Annotated in this window: 11 protein-coding genes and 1 riboswitch; of the genes, 8 read left to right on the forward strand and 3 right to left on the reverse strand. The window is 58.6% G+C overall.

The window, feature by feature from the left end:
* Positions 1-81: 81 nt before the first annotated feature.
* Positions 82-292, forward strand: a riboswitch (cobalamin riboswitch).
* A gap of 96 nt (positions 293-388) precedes the next feature.
* The 4 genes from FHL07_RS02275 to cobM all read left to right on the forward strand — a co-directional run bounded on the left by FHL07_RS02275 (position 389) and on the right by cobM (position 2,523).
* Positions 389-577 carry a CbtB domain-containing protein gene (locus tag FHL07_RS02275; RefSeq protein ID WP_095000396.1) on the forward strand — a complete coding sequence of 63 codons (189 nt, stop codon included), beginning with the start codon at positions 389-391 and terminating at the stop codon, positions 575-577.
* An 11-nt stretch (positions 578-588) separates the two neighbouring features.
* Positions 589-1,290: a CbtA family protein gene (locus FHL07_RS02280; protein WP_138738043.1), complete on the forward strand. Its 702-nt coding sequence runs from the start codon at positions 589-591 to the stop codon at positions 1,288-1,290.
* The gene (locus FHL07_RS02285; protein ID WP_095000398.1) at positions 1,287-1,700 is read left to right on the forward strand and encodes a cobalamin biosynthesis protein; all 414 of its coding nucleotides are present in this window, start codon (positions 1,287-1,289) and stop codon (positions 1,698-1,700) included. The genes FHL07_RS02280 and FHL07_RS02285 overlap by 4 nt, the downstream gene beginning before the upstream one ends.
* Positions 1,701-1,776: 76 nt before the next feature.
* The gene (gene cobM, locus FHL07_RS02290) at positions 1,777-2,523 is read left to right on the forward strand and encodes a precorrin-4 C(11)-methyltransferase (RefSeq protein WP_095000399.1); all 747 of its coding nucleotides are present in this window, start codon (positions 1,777-1,779) and stop codon (positions 2,521-2,523) included.
* An 86-nt stretch (positions 2,524-2,609) separates the two neighbouring features.
* Here the strand turns inward: cobM and nfuA are convergent, their stop codons facing one another.
* Together nfuA and FHL07_RS02300 are read right to left on the reverse strand one after the other, a co-directional pair.
* Complete coding sequence (nfuA, locus tag FHL07_RS02295; protein WP_016781101.1) at positions 2,610-3,194, reverse strand: Fe-S biogenesis protein NfuA; 585 nt, start codon at positions 3,192-3,194, stop codon at positions 2,610-2,612.
* Positions 3,195-3,306: 112 nt separating this feature from the next.
* The gene (locus FHL07_RS02300; RefSeq protein ID WP_138738044.1) at positions 3,307-5,604 is read right to left on the reverse strand and encodes a fatty acid cis/trans isomerase; all 2,298 of its coding nucleotides are present in this window, start codon (positions 5,602-5,604) and stop codon (positions 3,307-3,309) included.
* Positions 5,605-5,758: 154 nt separating this feature from the next.
* On the opposite strand from FHL07_RS02300, the gene metH reads away from it, so the two are divergent.
* Positions 5,759-9,469, forward strand: coding sequence for a methionine synthase (metH, locus tag FHL07_RS02305; RefSeq protein ID WP_095023579.1), 3,711 nt, complete (start codon positions 5,759-5,761; stop codon positions 9,467-9,469).
* 95 nt (positions 9,470-9,564) lie between these two features.
* Here metH and FHL07_RS02310 read toward each other — a convergent pair whose 3' ends face one another.
* On the reverse strand, positions 9,565-16,086 hold the full coding sequence (locus tag FHL07_RS02310) for an NEL-type E3 ubiquitin ligase domain-containing protein (RefSeq protein ID WP_138738045.1): 6,522 nt from the start codon (positions 16,084-16,086) through the stop codon (positions 9,565-9,567).
* Between the two features lie 145 nt (positions 16,087-16,231).
* Between FHL07_RS02310 and FHL07_RS02315 the strand changes: the two genes are divergently transcribed.
* From FHL07_RS02315 to FHL07_RS02325, 3 genes are all read left to right on the forward strand, one after another.
* Entirely contained in the window at positions 16,232-16,450 is a 219-nt protein-coding gene (locus tag FHL07_RS02315) for a DUF2970 domain-containing protein (protein WP_095000403.1), read from the forward strand.
* A 525-nt stretch (positions 16,451-16,975) separates the two neighbouring features.
* On the forward strand, positions 16,976-18,634 hold the full coding sequence (locus FHL07_RS02320) for a nitrite/sulfite reductase (protein WP_016781107.1): 1,659 nt from the start codon (positions 16,976-16,978) through the stop codon (positions 18,632-18,634).
* Positions 18,618-19,112 (forward strand): DUF934 domain-containing protein, encoded by a 495-nt coding sequence (locus FHL07_RS02325; protein WP_095000404.1) that lies wholly within the window; start codon positions 18,618-18,620, stop codon positions 19,110-19,112. Before FHL07_RS02320 ends, FHL07_RS02325 begins: the two co-directional genes overlap by 17 nt.
* Positions 19,113-19,136: the final 24 nt, after the last annotated feature.

Genomic DNA, 19,136 nt, shown 5'->3' on the forward strand with positions numbered 1-19,136 from the left:
CGCATCGCAGGCAAGCCACACACATGAAAATCAAAAGCCAGGCATACCTCTGCAATTGACGGCCCCACAGGGCTGTGGTTTCCTACACATCTTGTATCAGGTGCCCTTCACAGGGTGAAACGGGAAACCGGTGCGTCAGGCTTTTGCCCTGACAAGTCCGGCGCTGCCCCCGCAACGGTAAGCGAGAGAAACATCACGTCCACTGTGCCACTGGCATGGGAAGGAGATGTTTGCAGGTTCAGCCCATGACCCCCTCGCAAGCCCGGAGACCGGCCTGATTATTTCGAATAACAAACCCGCGGTGGGCGGGCGCTGTTAAACCCTGCGAGCTTCGTTCGCGGGGTTTTCTTGCGCTTTGCTGCCCGTCGTCCGACCCGAGGCAAGCGCCATGTCCATCAGCACCAGCCGTACCCACTCCGCTGCGAGTAGCACCACCCAAAGCCAACGTATCGTGGCCGCTGTCGGCGCTGCCGTACTGGGCGCTTTCCTCGTTTACTTCGCCGGTTTTTCGCATATCGATGCCGTGCACAACGCAGCTCATGACACCCGTCACAGCTCCGCCTTTCCGTGCCATTGAGACTGCCTGCCATGATCACGCGTATCGCTCGAACGGCAGGCTTTACCGGCCTGCTTTCCGCCCTGCTGCTGACCCTGCTGCAAAGCTTTTGGGTTGCCCCGCTGATTCTGCAGGCCGAAACCTACGAAAAGCCCGCAGCTAGCGAAGTGCACGAACATGCCGACATGGCCATGCCTGCACATGAGCATGACGCCGAGGCCTGGGAGCCGGAAGATGGCTGGCAACGTGTACTGTCGACAACCGGTGGCAACCTCGTGGTCGCCGTCGGTTTTGCCCTGATGCTGGCGGGCCTGTACACCCTGCGCGCACCCGCCCGCACATCCCAGGGCCTGCTCTGGGGCCTGGCCGGCTATGCCGTGTTCTGCCTGGCACCGACCATGGGCTTGCCGCCTGAACTGCCGGGCACTGCCGCGGCGGATCTGTTGCAACGCCAGCTCTGGTGGGTCAGCACTGCAGCCTCGACGGCCGTGGCCATTGCCTTGCTGGTATTTGGCAAGCATTGGGCACTCAAAGTGCTGGGTGTGGCGATTGTGCTGGTGCCGCATCTCTTTGGCGCGCCGCAGCCGCTGGTGCATTCAAGCCTGGCACCTGAGGCACTGGAGTCGCAGTTCAAGCTTGCCGCGCAACTGACCAACCTGGCCTTCTGGCTGGCCCTGGGCGTGATCAGCGCCTGGCTGTTCCGCCGCAAGCCTGAAGGTCAGTACTCGGCATGACAGCGACCGGCGCAGCGCCAAGCCTGGTGATTGGCCTGGGTTGTCGCCGGGGTTGCAGCGCACAAGCGCTATTGGCGTTGATCGAAGACAGCCTGAGCCAGGCCGGCATTGCACTGAGTGCGATCCGTGCCCTGGCCAGTATTGACCTCAAGCGCCACGAGCCCGGGCTGCTGCAACTGGCAACAGAGCTAAACCTCGAACTGGAACTGTTCAGCGCCGCGCAAATGGCCGAGTTTTCACCCCGGCTCAGCCATCACTCGGCTACCGCGTTCGCTCAAACCGGTTGTTTTGGCATTGCCGAAAGTGCTGCCCTGGCCCTGGCCACACAGCTGGCCGGGGCACCGGCGACTTTGTTGATCACACGTAAAAAAACCTCCATGGCCACCTTTGCGTTAGCCTGCGCCCGGTAAAACCCGCGATAATCCCCCGCCTCACTATGAGCGTTGTTCACGAACAGCTCTATCTCGACCTTTTCAAGAGACTGCCATGACCGTTTATTTCATCGGCGCCGGGCCCGGCGATCCAGAGCTGATTACTGTCAAGGGCCAGCGCCTGATTCGCAGCTGCCCGCTGATCATTTATGCAGGTTCACTGGTGCCGCAAGCGGTCCTGACAGGCCACCAGGCCGAGCAAGTGATCAATAGCGCCGAGCTACACCTTGAACAGATCATCGAGCTGATCAAGGTGGCCGACGCCAAAGGCCAGGATGTGGCCCGCGTACACTCCGGCGACCCGAGCCTGTATGGCGCGATTGGTGAACAGATACGCTGCCTGCGCGAGCTGGGCATCGCTTTTGAAATCATTCCGGGAGTGACAGCCACGGCGGCCTGCGCAGCCATTTTGGGGGCGGAACTGACCCTGCCTGATATTTCCCAGACCGTGATCCTGACCCGCTATGCGGAGAAAACCGTGATGCCCGCCGGCGAAGAACTGGCCAGCCTGGCACAGCACAAGGCAACCATGGCGATTCATCTGGGGGTCAAGAATCTGGACAAAATCGTTGCCGAGCTGATCCCGCATTACGGTAGCGACTGCCCTATTGCCGTGATTCACCGTGCCAGTTGGCCAGATCAGGACTGGGTGCAAGGTACGCTGGCGGATATTGCGGCCAAGGTTCAGGCCAAGGGCTTCCGGCGTACCGCGCTGATTCTGGTGGGCCGGGTGCTGGCCAATGACAGTTTCGCCGAGTCGTCGCTGTACCGGGCGGGGCATGCACACTTGTATCGACCTTGAGTGCGGCCTGAGGGCTTTTAAACAACCATAAAAAAACGGTGCTCACGGGGCACCGTTTTTTCTTCAGCTTCGCAGCGAACGCCCTGTTAGTAGTAGGCGTTTTCTTTCTGCGAGTGGTCGGTCACGTCACGTACGCCTTTGAGCTCCGGCACACGCTCCAGCAAGGTGCGCTCGATGCCTTCACGCAAGGTCACGTCCGCCTGGCCGCAGCCCTGGCAACCGCCACCGAACTTGAGCACCGCGATACCATCTTCAACCACTTCGATCAGGCTGACCTGACCACCGTGGCTGGCCAAACCGGGATTGATCTCGGTTTGCAGGTAGTAGTTGATGCGCTCGTTGATCGGGCTGTCGGCGTTGACCATCGGCACTTTGGCGTTTGGCGCCTTGATGGTCAGCTGACCACCCATACGGTCCGTTGCGTAGTCCACCACGGCATCGTCCAGGAACGGTTCACTGAAAGAATCGATCCAGGCCGTGAAGCTTTTCAGGCCAATGGCGGTGTCTTCAGGTTTGACTTCAGCCGGCTTGCAGTAGGCAATGCAGGTTTCAGCGTACTGAGTACCGGGTTGGGTGATAAAAACGCGGATACCGATACCCGGGGTGTTCTGCTTGGACAGCAGATCAGCCAGGTAATCGTGGGCAGCGTCGGTAATCGTTATGGCGCTCATGGAATCTCCTCGCAGACATGGGACGCAGTTTACGCCAATCGGCGCGCCTGACAAAGTCCTAGTATTTTTGTCAGGAAAGCTGCGTCCCATTCGTTCAATTTCAACCGCCCCTTTACAGGTTTTCGTAGCGGTTCATGTCCAGTACGCCCGCTTCAACCGGGTCGGTTTCATTGATGTACTGGCCTATATCATGGAAGTACTGCCAAAACTGCGGGTGGCTGCGGCGGATGCCCCAACGCTCGACGATGGTGTCGAACGTTGCCTGATCCTTGCATTGCTCCATGGCCTCGACAAAGGCTTCGACCTGATCCGCAGGGATGTTGAACATGAAATTGGGGTAGCTGCTCAGCACTCCCGGGTAGATGGTCAAGGTGTCCAGCCCCGGCTCAAGGCGGTACTCCTCGCCCAGCATAAAGGCCACGTTGGTGTGAGCACGGTTGCGCAACATGCTGTACATCTCGCGCTTGCCGTCTGCACCTTCGATACGCAGCATGGTGGCTTCAGGCAATTGATTGATCACGTCCAGCCCGGCAGCAGGCCGCGAGGTCAAACGGCTGAGCGCTTGCTCGGCGTATTTGAATTCCTGCGCAATATTGGGCCGTGAGCAGTATGCACCCGAGCAGCGGTTGATCGGGTCGGGGCGCGCATTCAGGGTGCCGGTGCGCTCAATCAGCTTGAGGGCGAAGTCACGCTTGGGGTCGGCCGGATCGAGCTTCATGCCGGTCGGGGTGTCTGTGTCAATTTTCTGGTAGTCCATCCACATCTTCAGCTTGCCGCTGTTCTGATACCAGTCGCTGAGGATCGACGCTCTGGAATCGGCGGGCATCAGGCGCAGGAAGTTGACTTCGGCACCGTTGCGGATCAAGTCAAAGTACAGACGGGTCTGAGCCTGGTGCGAGACATTGCCGAATACGTCGAAGTTGACTGCCAACTGGTAGTAGGTGCGCTCCAGCAACGGGTAGTCGAACAGCCACATGGTTTGCGGGATCTCGCCGATCAGGCCCTTGCTGACACTGGCGCTGTCAAAGTGGCGGAATACCGTGAGCAAGGCGTTATCGTTGCCCGCCCACAGGGTCGACCAGCTTGGAGGCGGCATATCGGCATAGGCCTTTTGCCGCAGCTTTTCATAGTCGTTACGCTTGTCGCGGTAGTTGTGCCACAGCGAAATAACGCTGCCAACGTCGTCGATCTGCCCGGGCATTGCCAGCAAGGGCGTTGCCAGGCCGCGATACACCGCGTCGGTGACATAACGGTCCCGGGCAGGCTCCTGAAACACGGTCCAGAAGTTGTCGCGGATTACATCGGTGGCAATTTGACCACGGCATACCGGCCCGCGGATAAAGGTGCGCACAAAGTATTCAGCGTTATCGAGCATAAATTGATAGCGCGCGACTGCCGGGATAGCCTCAAAGGTTTCAAACGGATTGGCACGCCCGCGTGGCCCGTAACCCGGCAGTTTGGTGGCATGCCAGTCGCCGCTGTAGAACAGCTGCTTGACCCGCGCCAGCTTATGCGCCCCCATCGGGTAGGTGATATGGGTCTTGTGCACGATCACGCCCTGCACCGGCTGCAAGCGATAGTAAAACGCCGTGCCCGGGTCATCGTTGGGGCGACGGGTGGCGATCAGGTCGACAGGTTGCCCGCTGGGCGTGCGCGAGCGCACCCATTGGAAATAATGCCCCGGCACACCGTTGTCAAAAAAGGTATGGGCAAGAAACAGATGCTCGTACAACCAGCGCGCCACCAGTGCTTCGGTAGAACCCGGACGGTTGAACAGCTCTTCCCACTCGGCAATTTGCGCAGCCTCGACCGCTGTGGGCTTGATGGCCTGCTGATCAACTTTAGCGCCCTGCGCCAGCCAGGTCTGCACTGTGCTGTATTGCTGGTCGGTCAGGCCGGTAACGGCCAGCGGCATACCCTCCTTGGGATGGCTCTGGGCATAGGCATTGAACTCACCTGGCGCCGGGCAGACGTTTTCACGGTTCAGGCCCAGGACGATGTCTTCGGGCAATTTGGCATTCGGGGTCAACGGCGTGCTATGCCCCAGCTCCAGCATGCGGGCCATCAGGGCTGCTTGAGCGCCCTGGGCGTCGAGTACCGAGTAAAAGCCCTTGTTGCGCCATTCATTGGGGCCGCTGGCATCGTAGAAAATCCGCGTTGGTGCCACGGCATCCACCCGGTCGCCCTTGTAGACCGGTACCTTGCTGGCACCGCGGGTCGCGCCCTCTGCACTGCCGAGGTTGAGCTGGCAGGCCGCATCATTGCAGGCGTGACAGGCAACGCATTTTTCGGTGAGGATCGGCTGAATATCCCGCGTATAGGAAATAGCCGGGCTGACCAACGGGGCCTGTGCCAACGCTGTACTGCACACCACCAGCGTCACGGCGCTGGTGAGTAGGCGAAAAAACATGTGCCATTGTCCTGATATCAAAAATATGTCGCGATTCTACCTGTCGAACAAACGCCGGAACATGAATCAAATTCATGTAAAACAGCAGACGCTCAAATCCCACGCAGGTTTGTTATGATTTCGCATCTTTTGCATGGCTCTAACAGGTAGTCCTATGTCTGACCGCAGCGCTCGTCTCCAAGCACTTCAGCAAGCCCTCAAAGAGCGCATTCTGATTCTCGATGGCGGCATGGGCACTATGATCCAAAGCTACCGTCTAGAGGAACACGACTATCGTGGCACACGCTTCGCCGACTGGCCGAGCGACGTCAAGGGTAACAACGACCTTCTGGTGCTCACCCGCCCCGACGTGATCGGCTCGATTGAAAAGGCCTATCTGGATGCCGGTGCCGATATTCTCGAAACCAACACCTTCAATGCCACCCAGGTTTCCCAGGCCGACTACGGCATGCAGGCACTGGCCTACGAGCTAAACGTAGAAGGCGCCCGCCTGGCGCGCAAGGTGGCTGATGCCAAAACGCTGGAAACCCCGGACAAACCACGCTTTGTTGCCGGTGTACTGGGCCCGACCAGCCGCACCTGCTCGCTGTCCCCGGACGTAAACAACCCCGGCTACCGCAACGTGACTTTCGATGAGCTGGTGGAGAACTACACCGAAGCCACCAAAGGCCTGATCGAAGGCGGCGCCGACCTGATCCTGATCGAGACCATCTTCGACACCCTCAATGCCAAGGCCGCGATTTTCGCCGTACAGGGCGTTTTCGAAGAGCTGGGTGTCGAGTTGCCGATCATGATTTCCGGCACCATTACCGACGCCTCCGGGCGTACCCTGTCGGGCCAGACCACCGAAGCGTTCTGGAACTCGGTGGCCCACGCCAAACCGATTTCCGTGGGTTTGAACTGCGCCCTGGGTGCCAGCGAACTGCGTCCGTACCTCGAAGAGCTGTCGAACAAGGCCAGCACCTACGTCTCGGCGCACCCCAACGCCGGCCTGCCCAACGAATTCGGCGAGTACGACGAACTGCCGGCGGAAACCGCCAAGGTCATTGAAGAGTTCGCCCAGAGCGGTTTCCTCAACATTGTCGGCGGTTGCTGCGGCACCACGCCGGGGCATATCCAGGCCATCGCCAACGCCGTAGCCGGTTATGCTCCGCGCCCGATCCCGGACATTCCAAAGGCCTGCCGTCTCTCCGGGCTTGAACCGTTCACCATCGATCGCAGCTCGTTGTTCGTCAACGTCGGCGAGCGAACCAACATCACCGGTTCTGCCCGCTTCGCCCGGCTGATTCGCGAAGACAACTACACCGAAGCCCTGGAAGTGGCCCTGCAACAGGTTGAAGCCGGTGCGCAGATCATCGACATCAACATGGACGAGGGCATGCTGGACTCGAAGAAGGCCATGGTGACCTTCCTCAACCTGATCGCCGGCGAGCCGGATATCAGCCGCGTACCGATCATGATCGACTCCTCCAAGTGGGAAGTGATCGAAGCGGGCCTCAAGTGCATCCAGGGCAAGGGCATCGTCAACTCGATCAGCATGAAAGAAGGCGTCGAGCAGTTCATTCATCACGCCAAACTGTGCAAACGCTATGGTGCCGCCGTGGTGGTGATGGCTTTCGACGAAGCCGGCCAGGCCGACACCGAGGCGCGCAAAAAAGAAATCTGCAAACGCTCCTACGACATTCTGGTCAACGAAGTGGGCTTCCCGCCGGAAGACATCATTTTCGACCCGAACATCTTTGCCGTGGCCACCGGCATTGAAGAACACAACAACTACGCTGTGGACTTCATCAATGCCTGTGCCTATATCCGCGACGAACTGCCCTATGCCCTGACCTCGGGCGGTGTATCCAACGTATCGTTCTCGTTCCGTGGCAACAACCCGGTTCGTGAGGCGATCCACTCGGTGTTCCTGCTGTATGCGATCCGCAACGGCCTGACCATGGGTATCGTCAACGCCGGCCAGCTGGAAATCTATGACCAGATCCCGGCCGAGTTGCGCGATGCCGTGGAAGACGTGGTGCTCAACCGTACCCCGGATGCCACCGACAACCTGCTGGCGATTGCCGACAAGTACAAGGGCGATGGCAGCGTCAAGGAAGCCGAAACCGAAGAGTGGCGCAGCTGGGACGTCAACAAGCGTCTGGAGCATGCACTGGTCAAGGGCATTACTACCCATATCGTTGAAGACACCGAAGAGTCGCGCCTGTCGTTCAAGCGCCCGATCGAAGTGATCGAAGGCCCGCTGATGTCGGGCATGAACATCGTCGGCGACCTGTTCGGTGCGGGCAAAATGTTCCTGCCCCAGGTGGTCAAGTCTGCCCGCGTGATGAAACAGGCCGTGGCCCACTTGATCCCGTTTATCGAACTGGAAAAAGGCGACAAACCGGAAGCCAAGGGCAAGATCCTGATGGCCACGGTCAAGGGCGACGTGCATGACATCGGCAAGAACATTGTCGGCGTGGTGCTTGGCTGTAACGGCTACGACATCGTTGACCTGGGCGTGATGGTGCCGGCAGAGAAAATCCTGCAGGTAGCCAAAGAGCAGAAGTGCGACATTATCGGCCTTTCCGGCCTGATCACGCCGTCGCTGGATGAAATGGTGCATGTTGCCCGCGAGATGCAGCGTCAGAACTTCCACCTGCCACTGATGATCGGCGGTGCGACTACATCCAAGGCGCACACCGCAGTCAAGATCGAACCCAAGTATCAGAACGATGCCGTGATCTATGTCACCGACGCTTCTCGCGCCGTGGGCGTGGCCACGCAATTGCTGTCCAAGGAACTGAAACCGGCCTTTGTTCAGAAAACCCGCGAAGAGTACGTTGAGGTCCGCGAACGCACCGCCAATCGTAGTGCCCGCACCGAGCGCCTGAGCTACCCGGCATCGATCGCCAAAAAACCGCAGTTCGACTGGGCCGGCTACCAGCCGGTCAAACCGACCTTCACCGGTGCCAAGGTACTGGACAATATCGACCTCAAGGTACTGGCCGAGTACATCGACTGGACGCCGTTCTTTATTTCCTGGGACCTGGCTGGAAAATTCCCGCGCATCCTCACCGACGAAGTCGTCGGCGAAGCGGCCACGGCGCTGTATGCCGATGCCCAGGAAATGCTCAAAAAACTGATCGACGAGAAGCTGATCAGCGCCCGGGCAGTGTTCGGTTTCTGGCCGGCCAATCAGGTTAACGATGACGATTTGGAACTGTACGGTGACGATGGCCAGCCATTGGCCAAACTGCATCACTTGCGCCAGCAGATCATCAAGACCGACGGCAAGCCGAACTTCTCCCTGGCCGACTTTGTCGCACCCAAGGACAGCGGCGTGACCGACTACGTGGGCGGTTTTATCACTACCGCAGGCATCGGTGCCGAAGAAGTGGCCAAGGCGTATCAGGACGCGGGGGACGACTACAACTCGATCATGGTCAAGGCCCTGGCCGATCGTCTCGCCGAGGCCTGCGCAGAGTGGCTGCACCAGCAGGTGCGGACCCGCTACTGGGGCTACGCCAAGGATGAGCAGTTGGCCAATGAAGAGCTGATCAAGGAGCAATACAGCGGTATCCGCCCTGCTCCCGGCTACCCGGCTTGCCCGGACCACACCGAGAAAGCCACCCTGTTCAAGCTGCTGGATCCGGAGGCCGAAGAGATGCGTGCGGGCAAAAGCGGCGTGTTCCTGACCGAGCACTACGCCATGTTCCCGGCGGCAGCGGTTAGCGGCTGGTACTTCGCACATCCGCAAGCGCAGTACTTTGCGGTGGGCAAGGTCGACAAGGACCAGATCGAAAGCTACACGGCGCGCAAAGGGCAAGATTTGAGCGTGACCGAGCGCTGGCTGGCGCCAAACCTGGGGTATGACAACTAACAGGTAGCAACGCTTCCGACACCCTGCAGTCGCTGCCGGATGCGATCGATGACCAATCGATCGCAATGTCCGGCAACGACGACAGTCACTATGGGTTAATCAGGCTGCGTGGACAGCGTTGCGAGAACCTCTCCCGAGAGACGTTCACGCAAAAGTTGCTCTTCGCTGCGCTTGCGCTCATCCAGAGCGCCAAGCTCCTGTTGATACACCTCCCCGAGATCGGCATGTCGGTCTTCCAGCGCTTTATGCTCCACTTCAAAACGTTCCTCCAGGGCCAGGAATTCCTCTGGATACTGGCGCTTGAGGTAATTGATCCAGTAGCCCTGCAGGATCAACTGCTCCATAAAGGCCGGCGAATTTTCGGCTGCCTTTATTTTCAAATAAGCACTTTCAATCTCTTGCTCAGTGACTTTCGCCGCATGGCTGTATTGCATGCCCCTGGGCTGCGCAGGCAGGTCGAGGCGCTCGCTCAGGCTAATGCGATAGGCCAGTCGAACCTCCGCAGCGTCCGCTCCACGGCGTGATTGATAGGCAAATTGCGCGACCTCCTCCACTTGCCCCAAGCGAAACAGGCGCCGGCCCAGCTCGAGCAACGCAGGCCCTTCCTGGCCAGCCACCACTGAGCGCAGGGCATTGAACTCAAACACCTTCACTTCCAGATCGCTGAACAGCAGGATTCGACCATCGCCACAGGTCACATCGGAATGACCGATGATAAATAGCTCGTCGCGTAACTGGCTATCGGATGCAGCTGCCTGCAGTACATTCCAGACCCGCCGGGTCAGGCCCGGTCTGTCCTGGATATAGTCCTGGGTGAATTGCAGCTGATCCAGCAAATAGAACAGCCCCCTGCTCTCCTTTTGCGCCAGCAGGTCGTCCCAGATCTCTGGCCTCGGCGAGCCTTGCGGCTCCCCCACACACCAGCGGGCCTTTTGCTCGTTCAGTTGCTCGGGTGTCAGGTGCTCCAGATGATCGAGGTTTTCGTCGACACCAGCGGCCCCGTACTCAGGCTCATCACTGCTGAGCGAAGCGTTATCGGAGAAGGCCAGGCCGTCTTCAATGTCCTCAAGGGAGCATCCGAGGTCATTGCCCGAAAAGCTCCTGTAGTCTCTTAAGGTTGCATAGCCTGATGTGGAGAGCAGGTTATGGGACAAATCAGTATGAGCCATCAATGCGTCGTTATCGCCCTCAAACAGCTCAACAGGGATCGTATCGATCTGGTTGTTGCTCAGGTTGAGGGTTCTGAGGGTCGGGGTTGTGAGTACCCGGGTCGGCCAGCGCACCAGCCTGTTCCCCCTCAGGTTCAGGGTTTGCAATTCGCTCATGCCAGTAAGGTCAAATGTGTCGAGCCTGTTGTAGCTCAGATCCAGCCATTCCAGGTGCGCCAGTGATTGCAACTGGCGACTCAAGCCCTCCTCGTCCTGCAAGCGGTTGTGGGCAGCCTCCAGCCGGGTGAGGTTTTCAAGCGAGCCGATACCCTCCGGCAAACGGGTCAGCTCATTATTATTGAGGTGCAAGGTACGCAAGCCGGGAAATTCGCGGATAAACCCTTGCGAGCCCCCGGCAGTAATGCGTACACCGCTGAGGTTCAGTGTGGTGATATGCGTCTGGGACACATTCAGCGGCGGTATATCCCCCAGGCACAGGTCCGAGAAGTCCAGGGTATGCACAGACTCGGGCTGCGCCGTTGTGACGGTCTCCAGCCCATCGCGCCAGGCCTGCATGATCCTGTCAGCCGCACGCCTGCGATCGACGGCACTGACCCAGCGTCCGCTTTCCCTGTGGCCCGGAATATTGATCCAGCCATTCAGGCGCTGGACCAGAGCGTCGTATTGGTGATTCCACTCGGCAAGCCGGGCGTCGATTTCCAGCACACCCATGCCACGGGCCTGCATCTGTTCAAGGTATTGCACTGCATCATGCAGGCTCAGATCGGGATGGACCCTTTGCAGCAGGGTGGTGCGGTTCAATTCCGGGGCACCGGGCTGAAATATCGGTGCGGGGCTCAACAAGACTTCATCCGTCTTCAATACTGGAGCGGCCGCCAACAACAGGTCCGGCTTGTCAGCGACAATGGCAGGGAAAAACTCGGGCGTTCCCCCGGTCCTGCGTGCTGCCAGTAATCCGATCGCTATATTGCCTGCCGTGTCGCGTCCCGAACGCTGGGCATGAGCCAGCAAATCGGCACAGCTTTGCGCATCCAGCTGGCAACCATTCAACTTCACCCCCTGCATCAGTGCCTCATGACCCACGAGAGCCGTCGCAGGGACAGTCCTGATTGCGCTGTTGCTCATATCCAGAAACCGCAACCGGGGCAGATCAAAAACCCCGGCTGGCCAGCTGCGAATGGCCGTATGACTGAGATCAAGCGACTCCAGCTTGGTCAGCGCCCCGATATCCAGCGCTGTCACCCGGTTGCCCTGCAGATTCAAGCGCACGAGCCCATGCAGGCCACTCAACTGCATCTGCAACGAGGGGCTCATCACCAACTCGTTGTGCGCCAGGTTGAGGTCTGTGAGCTGGCGCAAATTACCCAGAGCATTCGGCAGCAAATCCAGGCCGTTGCGGCTCAGGTCCAACTCCCGGAGCTGGCCGAACGCCTGCAGAAACCGATCCATTTCCTCGACAGCCACCTCCAGCTCGCTCAAGTTGAGGCGATGGACATGGGCAAACGCCTGCCCCCCCGGCACAGGTGGCAGAGAACTGATTATTTCGTCTGCCAGATCCAGCTCCTGATTTACAGTACTGACCCGCCAGGAAGGCCCGGCGCCAGCATCCTCCAACCCCAGTCGGGGTGAAATTCCAGCACGCCAGCAGCGCTGAATCTTGTCAGCCGCTTGCCTGCGCAACAGCGTTTGCGTCGTCTCAGGATCCTGAGACACCCAAGCCTCCAGAGCCTCGGCAAACCTGTAGTGCTCTTCATGCAAGCCGTTAACGCGCCGCATCAGCTCAGCCACGGCTTGTTCGTCAAGGGACCAACGCGTAATTACCGTACTGGCAAACAGTCGGTCATGGGGCATGAAACGGGTCAGGCAACCTGTGCAGTAAGCGATTGTCCATTTCTCCAGATCCACCGTTCGCACAGGATGGGTACGCAGGCGCTCGTAGGCTCTCATGGCCGTTGACGGCTCAATGCCTGACCAATCCAGAAGCAAGCCCGCCCATAACTGCTGATGTCCGGTGAACAGCTCATCGGGCAACGTTGTTATCGAGGTTCCAAACAGGTCCAGGGTTTCAAGATCAGTGAGATCGAACAGGCCTGCTGGCCACTGAACAAGTCGTCCTTTGACCTGCAATTGCCGCAGCCGCGGCCAGCCACTGACATCCAGCGTTTCCAGTGCCCCCTGCACAGACAGGCATTCGATCTGCCCAAGGGTTGTCAGCCGGTCCATGAACTCACGGGTCAAGCCCTGCCAGTCAGCTTCCAATGACAGCTCGCTGACCGTGGGCAACTGCGCCAATGCATCGGCAACGGGCATCATCTGTGATCGCTGAAGGCTTATTTCCAGGCGCTCCACGCTGGGGAAGCGCTTGACAAATCCGGCATCGGGCTCGCTCACCATCAGGTCGGCGCTCAGCCGCAATGTCCGCACATGGGAAAAGTCAGCGTCCAGTACAGGAAATTCACTCGCCCAGCTAAGGTCAAATTCAAGATCCAGATAAGCAAAAGGTTCAATACGACTCAGTACACCCTCCCGCCAACAACCTACCAGCCGGTCAGCCGTCAAGCGCCGCATCCGTTGGTTAAAGGGCCCGCTGGCTGTGCTCGACCACAGTTCCAGTGTGGTACGCAATGTGTCCAGCTCACGTTGGCGACTGGCTAGAAAATCGAAGATATGCTGGGCAGACTCTCCATCGTCGATGCGCTTGCGCACATAGGCCTCGGCCTGTTCGTCGCTGATTTGCGGGCAAATATCGCGCACACGGCTTATCAACGACGGACTCATGTCAAAGGCTGCCCCTTTGCCAGACAAGGCATAGCCGATCCGACCATTGATTCTCTGCAAGGCGGGTCTTGCTGCCACAGGATGCAATTTCAGCGTGCGGGCCATTTCCCTGCGATGCGAAGTGGCGTAGCGAGCCACTGCAGCCGGGCTGACGACGTTTTGACTGGCGCTCAGGTGCAACATTGCCTCAATGGCCAGACGCTCACTGTCGAGATTCGCCAGCCCCGGCACATACAAGCCGGCCAGCGCCCGGTTCAAACGGCCCTGTTGCGCGTACTCACGCGCCAGCCGGTCCAGCCGCCTCGACCCCCGACCTGTCCGGCGCAGGCGTGCCACATCATTCTCACCGGCAAGCTCAAGCACTTCCTGAGCCGCAGACTCAGACAGCATGGGAAATCGTCGACGTACTAATTCGACATTCGCTTGAGCCGTCCGGCCTGTGCCGGTCAGACGGGCAAGCAGTGCGTGCTTGCCCGCTCTTGTGCCATCGACCAGCATGCCCAGCTCCCGCTCAACCCGCCATTGTTGCAATGTGTCCCTCAACAAAGCAGGCACGGGCAGGCAGTCCACATGCACCCTGCGCAAGGTTTCGTTACTGACAGCACTGATGTCGCCGATCTGCCCCAGTTCTTCATCATCGAACATGCGGGTCACGTGCCCCAGTCGACGCAGCAAGGTCGGGCGCTCCCATTGCAAGGGCTGTTCATGCTCGAGACGCCAGGCTCCTTCATGGTTATGCATGAGGATTGGCTGATAAGCATTTTCGTCGCTCGGATGCTTTATCCTCCAGGCATTAAGCTGCTGATCGAAGGCCTGTTCGTAGAACTGCCGGCCCACCTGGACCCAGGTTTTGCCGTTTGCCCGATACTGGCCCAGAGCATTGGGCTCAAGCCGCTGATTGAGCGGCAACTGGCATTGATAGGCCTCGATTTCGGGCCGCCACAGACGGGTTTCACCGTTGGGCAGGACGATTTGCCTGAACCTGTCGATCCCGGCGGGGTCAGTCGCCAACCTGCCACTGGCTACGTGGCCTGCAACCCCTGTTGCACCACTCAGCACGATATTCAGCGCAACGGACTCCACATGCGACCAGGCATCCTCGACATCGCCTGCCTGCCACGACTCGATGCCCTGGTAGATGTCCATACTCATCTGTAGAGCCATCACTGCCATCATGACCTCCCCTGCACCGGGGATTAAAAACGCTGCCACGTTCAACACATCAAGACCAAGGCCAAGGTAGTCATCAAGACGCTGCTGCAAGCGCTTGCTGTCGGCATCGGCTGTGGGCACTGCAAGTGCCCGGGCATTGGCTTTGAGCCTGTCCAGATGAAGGGTATTGAGGGCCGTGAACAGCCCTGCTGATGACGTTTCGATGCTTACCAGCTCCAGCTTCAGGTCCACCTCATCAACATAATCTGCTGGCTCGATACCTCTCGGATCAGGCGTGGTCTTGTACAACTGATGATTCAATCGCTGCAAAAAAAGTGCGCCGTTCCCTTGGGGGACCAGACTGGCAAACAGCTGCTGATACGCGGGCAGACGCAAATTCAGACCCAGCTCATACTGAAATGCTTCCAGCGAGGGGTATTCTTTGAGTGCCGAGAACGGTGCCCCCGGGATATAGACCACCACGGGCTCAACCTCAGGTTTTTTCATCAGCGGCACACCGCTCAATCCGGTGCGCTCCCATTCCAGAACCGGCCACCTGGAACGATCCGGGCCGATAATCAACACCTCGTCCAAGACCTGGCCATAGAGCTGGAGCTGGCTGAACACTACAGGTTTTGCATATAACGACACGCGCGGTTGCTCCTCCAGCAACGTACTGATCATGGCAAAACCAGAGTCAGTGATATGCCGTTGCAGCAGTGCCCGATGCAAGCGTACGGCCAGCAGTGCTTTTTGCGCCCGGATCATTAGGGCGCGCACCGCTGGTGGAGCAAAAACCGCCTGCAGATGGGCCTGGTACTGCTGCCCCAAATCCAGGGATCTGCACAGCTGTGAGAACACTTCGGGTGACATGGGTAATGTTTCGCGGTAAGCAAAACCGGGAACCGGCCGAAGACTTTCCCACTCCTGTCGGAATCTGTGTGCCACAACCCCAGAACCATGCACCAGGGTGTCCGACACAATGGCCAGTTGATCAGGGCCCTTGTCTGGCTGGAACCGTTCGACAGGCAAAGCGCCCTGCGGCGCCAACGCGCTAAGTTGTCCTGCGACCCTTTGGGAAAAATCTTCACTGCCGTCAAAGTTGAGCAAGGCAGCCTGTAACAGGCTGTGTTGGCGCACGGGCTGATTGCGGCGCAGATAAAACAGCCGGTCTGTGTTGACGTCCATTGCCCGGCCTTGGCCAAGGTGACTGTGCAATGCCTCCTGCAAGCGGGGCTCGGCAAACTGGGTGATCCCCTGCAGGCCTTTCAGTGCCCTGGCCAAGGCCTGATTGGCAGCCCGGCTGCGAGCCTGGCTGTCGAGCAGGGCCTGACGCAGCCACCGTGGTGCGCGGCCGAGCCCATCGGCTGCTCCAGCCTCTGAAGCATGCGCCGGAAACAATCCCGGCTTGAGGCGTTTGATATCTGCCACAGCGCTGTGTTTGACCCAGGCGGGTATTCTGGATTTTATGAAGGCTGCGTGGGGCCCCGGCCCCGAGACAATGTACGAACTTTCCATGACCGGCTTCTTCCTGAAACGCATGTGAATGAGCGCCTCAGTACAACCGACAGTGCCCGGGCATGGGTGGTAGATAGTTAATGGGCCTTGAAGTTGACTACGCTATGGGATGTAGCCGTTCCAACCTCAGACAGCCGAGGCATCTATGAACGATCCTGCCGACAACAAGCCGCCGAGCTTCTGGCAAATGCTGCACAGCGTCATGGCCGCTGCCTTTGGCGTGCAAAGCGGAAAAAACAGGACTCGGGATTTTTCCCACGGAAAAGCCTCCCATTTCCTTATCATGGGGCTGCTATTTACCTTGGTGTTTGCCTTGACCCTGTACGGGATCGTCACGCTGGTGGTTCATCTGGCGGGGGTTTAGGGAGGCAAATTGGCGGCGCGTACCTGAGTGCCGGGCACGCGAAGGCCTGGGGGCCATGCACAACGTTGGCATTGTTGAGCATGCCAACGGCAGCGAGGGCGGCGCCAGGTAATGTCGACAAGCTCTTTAGCGGCTACATCCGCCTGATCAGCCTCGACCTTGCACGCTTGCTACTGGTGGCTGACCCAGTACACGGCAGTAGAAACCACCAGAATGATCAGGAAGAAAATGGCCCATGCATCGACCTTGCTGTCGCTTTTACGCGCTTTGACTGGAGTACTCATCGCATCGCCTTTTTTCGGTTTTATGGGTGATTGCTTGAAGTCCTTAAAACAGTTAAGTCCAGCAATGCCCTTCCCACAAGTAAGGGATTGAGAATCAAACGCTTATAGTCGTTTTGGTTCTTTGCATATGCTTAAACATCACTTTTGCGCATAACTACAAACTGGTATCGTGCCCCGCTCCTTGGGGAGTGCGCGGCCGTGCGCGCAGATAAGCTGTTAGCAGCCTGAGAACAGGACCTATATGTACGTATATGACGAGTACGATCAGCAGATCATCGAGGACCGCGTCAAGCAGTTCCGGGATCAGACCCGACGCTATCTGGCAGGTGAGCTGAGCGAAGAAGAGTTCCGCCCCCTGCGCCTGCAAAATGGCCTTTATGTTCAACGCTTTGCCCCAATGCTGCGGGTCGCTGTGCCTTATGGCCAGTTGACTTCGCGTCAGGCGCGAATGATGGCCAAAATCGCTCGTGACTATGACAAGGGCTATGCCCACATCAGTACCCGCCAGAACGTGCAATTCAACTGGCCTGCGCTGGAAGACATCCCGGACATCCTGGAAGAACTGGCCACCGTGCAGATGCACGCCATTCAGACCAGCGGCAACTGCCTGCGCAACGTCACCACCGACCAGTTCGCCGGTGTTGCTGCGGATGAACTGATCGATTCGCGCCCTTGGTGCGAAATCGTGCGTCAGTGGACGACTTTCCATCCGGAATTCGCCTACCTGCCACGCAAATTCAAAATTGCAATCAACGGTTCGACATCTGACCGTGCAGCCATTGAAGTGCATGACATCGGCCTGGAGCCGGTGCTCAACGACGCCGGCGAAGTGGGCTTCCGTGTACTGGTAGGTGGCGGCCTGGGCCGTACCCCGGTAATCGGTGCCTTCATCAATGAGTTCTTGCCGTGGCAAGACCTGTTGAGCTACCTCGAGGCCATCCTGCGTGTCTACAACCGCTATGGCCGTCGTGACAACAAGTACAAGGCGCGGATCAAGATTCTGGTCAAGGCGCTGACGCCTGAAGTGTTCGCAGAGCGTGTTGAGGCCGAAATGGTTCACTTGCGCGGCGGTTCGAACACCCTGACCGAAGCCGAAGTGCAGCGTATCGCCAAGCACTTCGTCGATCCTGACTACAAAGCCCTGCCCGACTTCGGCGCCGAACTGGCCGAACTCGACAAGCAGCACCCGGGTTTTGCCCGTTGGCGCGTACGCAACACGTTGGCCCACAAAAAACCGGGCTATGTCGCCGTTACTTTGTCGCTCAAACCTACAGGTGTAGCCCCGGGCGATGTGACCGACAAGCAGTGGGATGCCATCGCCGACATGGCCGACCGTTACAGCTTTGGCCAACTGCGTACTTCCCACGAGCAGAACATTATCCTGGCCGATGTCGAAGAGAGCCAGCTGTTCACCATGTGGGGCGAGTTGCGCGAAAATGGGTTCGCCACGCCCAACATCGGTTTGCTGACCGACATGATCTGCTGCCCTGGTGGTGACTTCTGCTCCCTGGCCAACGCCAAGTCGATCCCGATTGCCGAATCGATCCAGCGCCGCTTTGAAAACCTGGACTACCTGTTCGATATTGGCGAACTGGATCTGAACATTTCCGGTTGCATGAACGCCTGTGGTCACCACCACGTCGGGCATATCGGGATTCTCGGCGTAGATAAAAAAGGCGCCGAGTTCTATCAGGTATCCCTGGGTGGCAGTGCCAGCCGTGATGCCAGTCTCGGCAAGATTCTGGGCCCGTCCTTTGCCCAGGACGCCATGCCGGATGTGATTGAAAAGCTGATCGACGTCTATGTTGAAAAACGTACCGAAGACGAACGTTTTATCGATACCTACCAGCGTATCGGCATTGACCCTTTCAAGGAGCGCGTCTATGCAGCGAATAATTAAGAACAACCAGGTCATCGATGAAACCTGGCACTTGCTGCCCAAGGAAACCAGCTTTGACGAAATCTCCAATTGCGACGACCTGATCGTGCCTTTGGTGATGTGGCGCGAACACGGCCACGCACTCAAGGCCCGCGACGGCGGCCTGGGCGTGTGGCTGGACAGCGACGAAGAAGCTGAAGAGCTGGGCGAGGACGTGGCGAACTTTCAGGTTATTGCCCTGAACTTCCCGGCTTTCACTGATGGCCGCAGTTATTCCAACGCCCGTTTGCTGCGTGACCGCTATGGTTATAAAGGCGAACTTCGCGCCATTGGCGATGTTCTGCGCGACCAGTTGTTCTATCTGCATCGCTGTGGCTTTGACGCATTCGCCATCCGTGCCGATAAAGACCCTTACGAAGCGCTGGAAGGCCTCAAGGACTTCTCGGTGACCTACCAGTCTTCAACCGACGAGCCGATGCCGCTGTTCCGTCGTCGCTGATGCTGTGGCTGGCCCTGGTTACCC

This window comes from Pseudomonas sp. FSL W7-0098 (assembly GCF_005930585.1).
In the GTDB taxonomy this organism is placed as follows: domain Bacteria; phylum Pseudomonadota; class Gammaproteobacteria; order Pseudomonadales; family Pseudomonadaceae; genus Aquipseudomonas; species Aquipseudomonas bubulae.

What these genes read in the sequence shown, in the direction of transcription:
- metH (WP_095023579.1), top strand. Translation starts at nt 5,759, where the DNA reads ATGTCTGACCGCAGCGCTCGTCTCCAAGCACTTCAGCAAGCCCTCAAA.
- FHL07_RS02310 (WP_138738045.1), bottom strand. Translation starts at nt 16,086, where the DNA reads ATGGAAAGTTCGTACATTGTCTCGGGGCCGGGGCCCCACGCAGCCTTC.
- nfuA (WP_016781101.1), bottom strand. Translation starts at nt 3,194, where the DNA reads ATGAGCGCCATAACGATTACCGACGCTGCCCACGATTACCTGGCTGAT.
- FHL07_RS02325 (WP_095000404.1), top strand. Translation starts at nt 18,618, where the DNA reads ATGCAGCGAATAATTAAGAACAACCAGGTCATCGATGAAACCTGGCAC.
- cobM (WP_095000399.1), top strand. Translation starts at nt 1,777, where the DNA reads ATGACCGTTTATTTCATCGGCGCCGGGCCCGGCGATCCAGAGCTGATT.
- FHL07_RS02300 (WP_138738044.1), bottom strand. Translation starts at nt 5,604, where the DNA reads ATGTTTTTTCGCCTACTCACCAGCGCCGTGACGCTGGTGGTGTGCAGT.
- FHL07_RS02280 (WP_138738043.1), top strand. Translation starts at nt 589, where the DNA reads ATGATCACGCGTATCGCTCGAACGGCAGGCTTTACCGGCCTGCTTTCC.
- FHL07_RS02320 (WP_016781107.1), top strand. Translation starts at nt 16,976, where the DNA reads ATGTACGTATATGACGAGTACGATCAGCAGATCATCGAGGACCGCGTC.
- FHL07_RS02285 (WP_095000398.1), top strand. Translation starts at nt 1,287, where the DNA reads ATGACAGCGACCGGCGCAGCGCCAAGCCTGGTGATTGGCCTGGGTTGT.
- FHL07_RS02275 (WP_095000396.1), top strand. Translation starts at nt 389, where the DNA reads ATGTCCATCAGCACCAGCCGTACCCACTCCGCTGCGAGTAGCACCACC.
- FHL07_RS02315 (WP_095000403.1), top strand. Translation starts at nt 16,232, where the DNA reads ATGAACGATCCTGCCGACAACAAGCCGCCGAGCTTCTGGCAAATGCTG.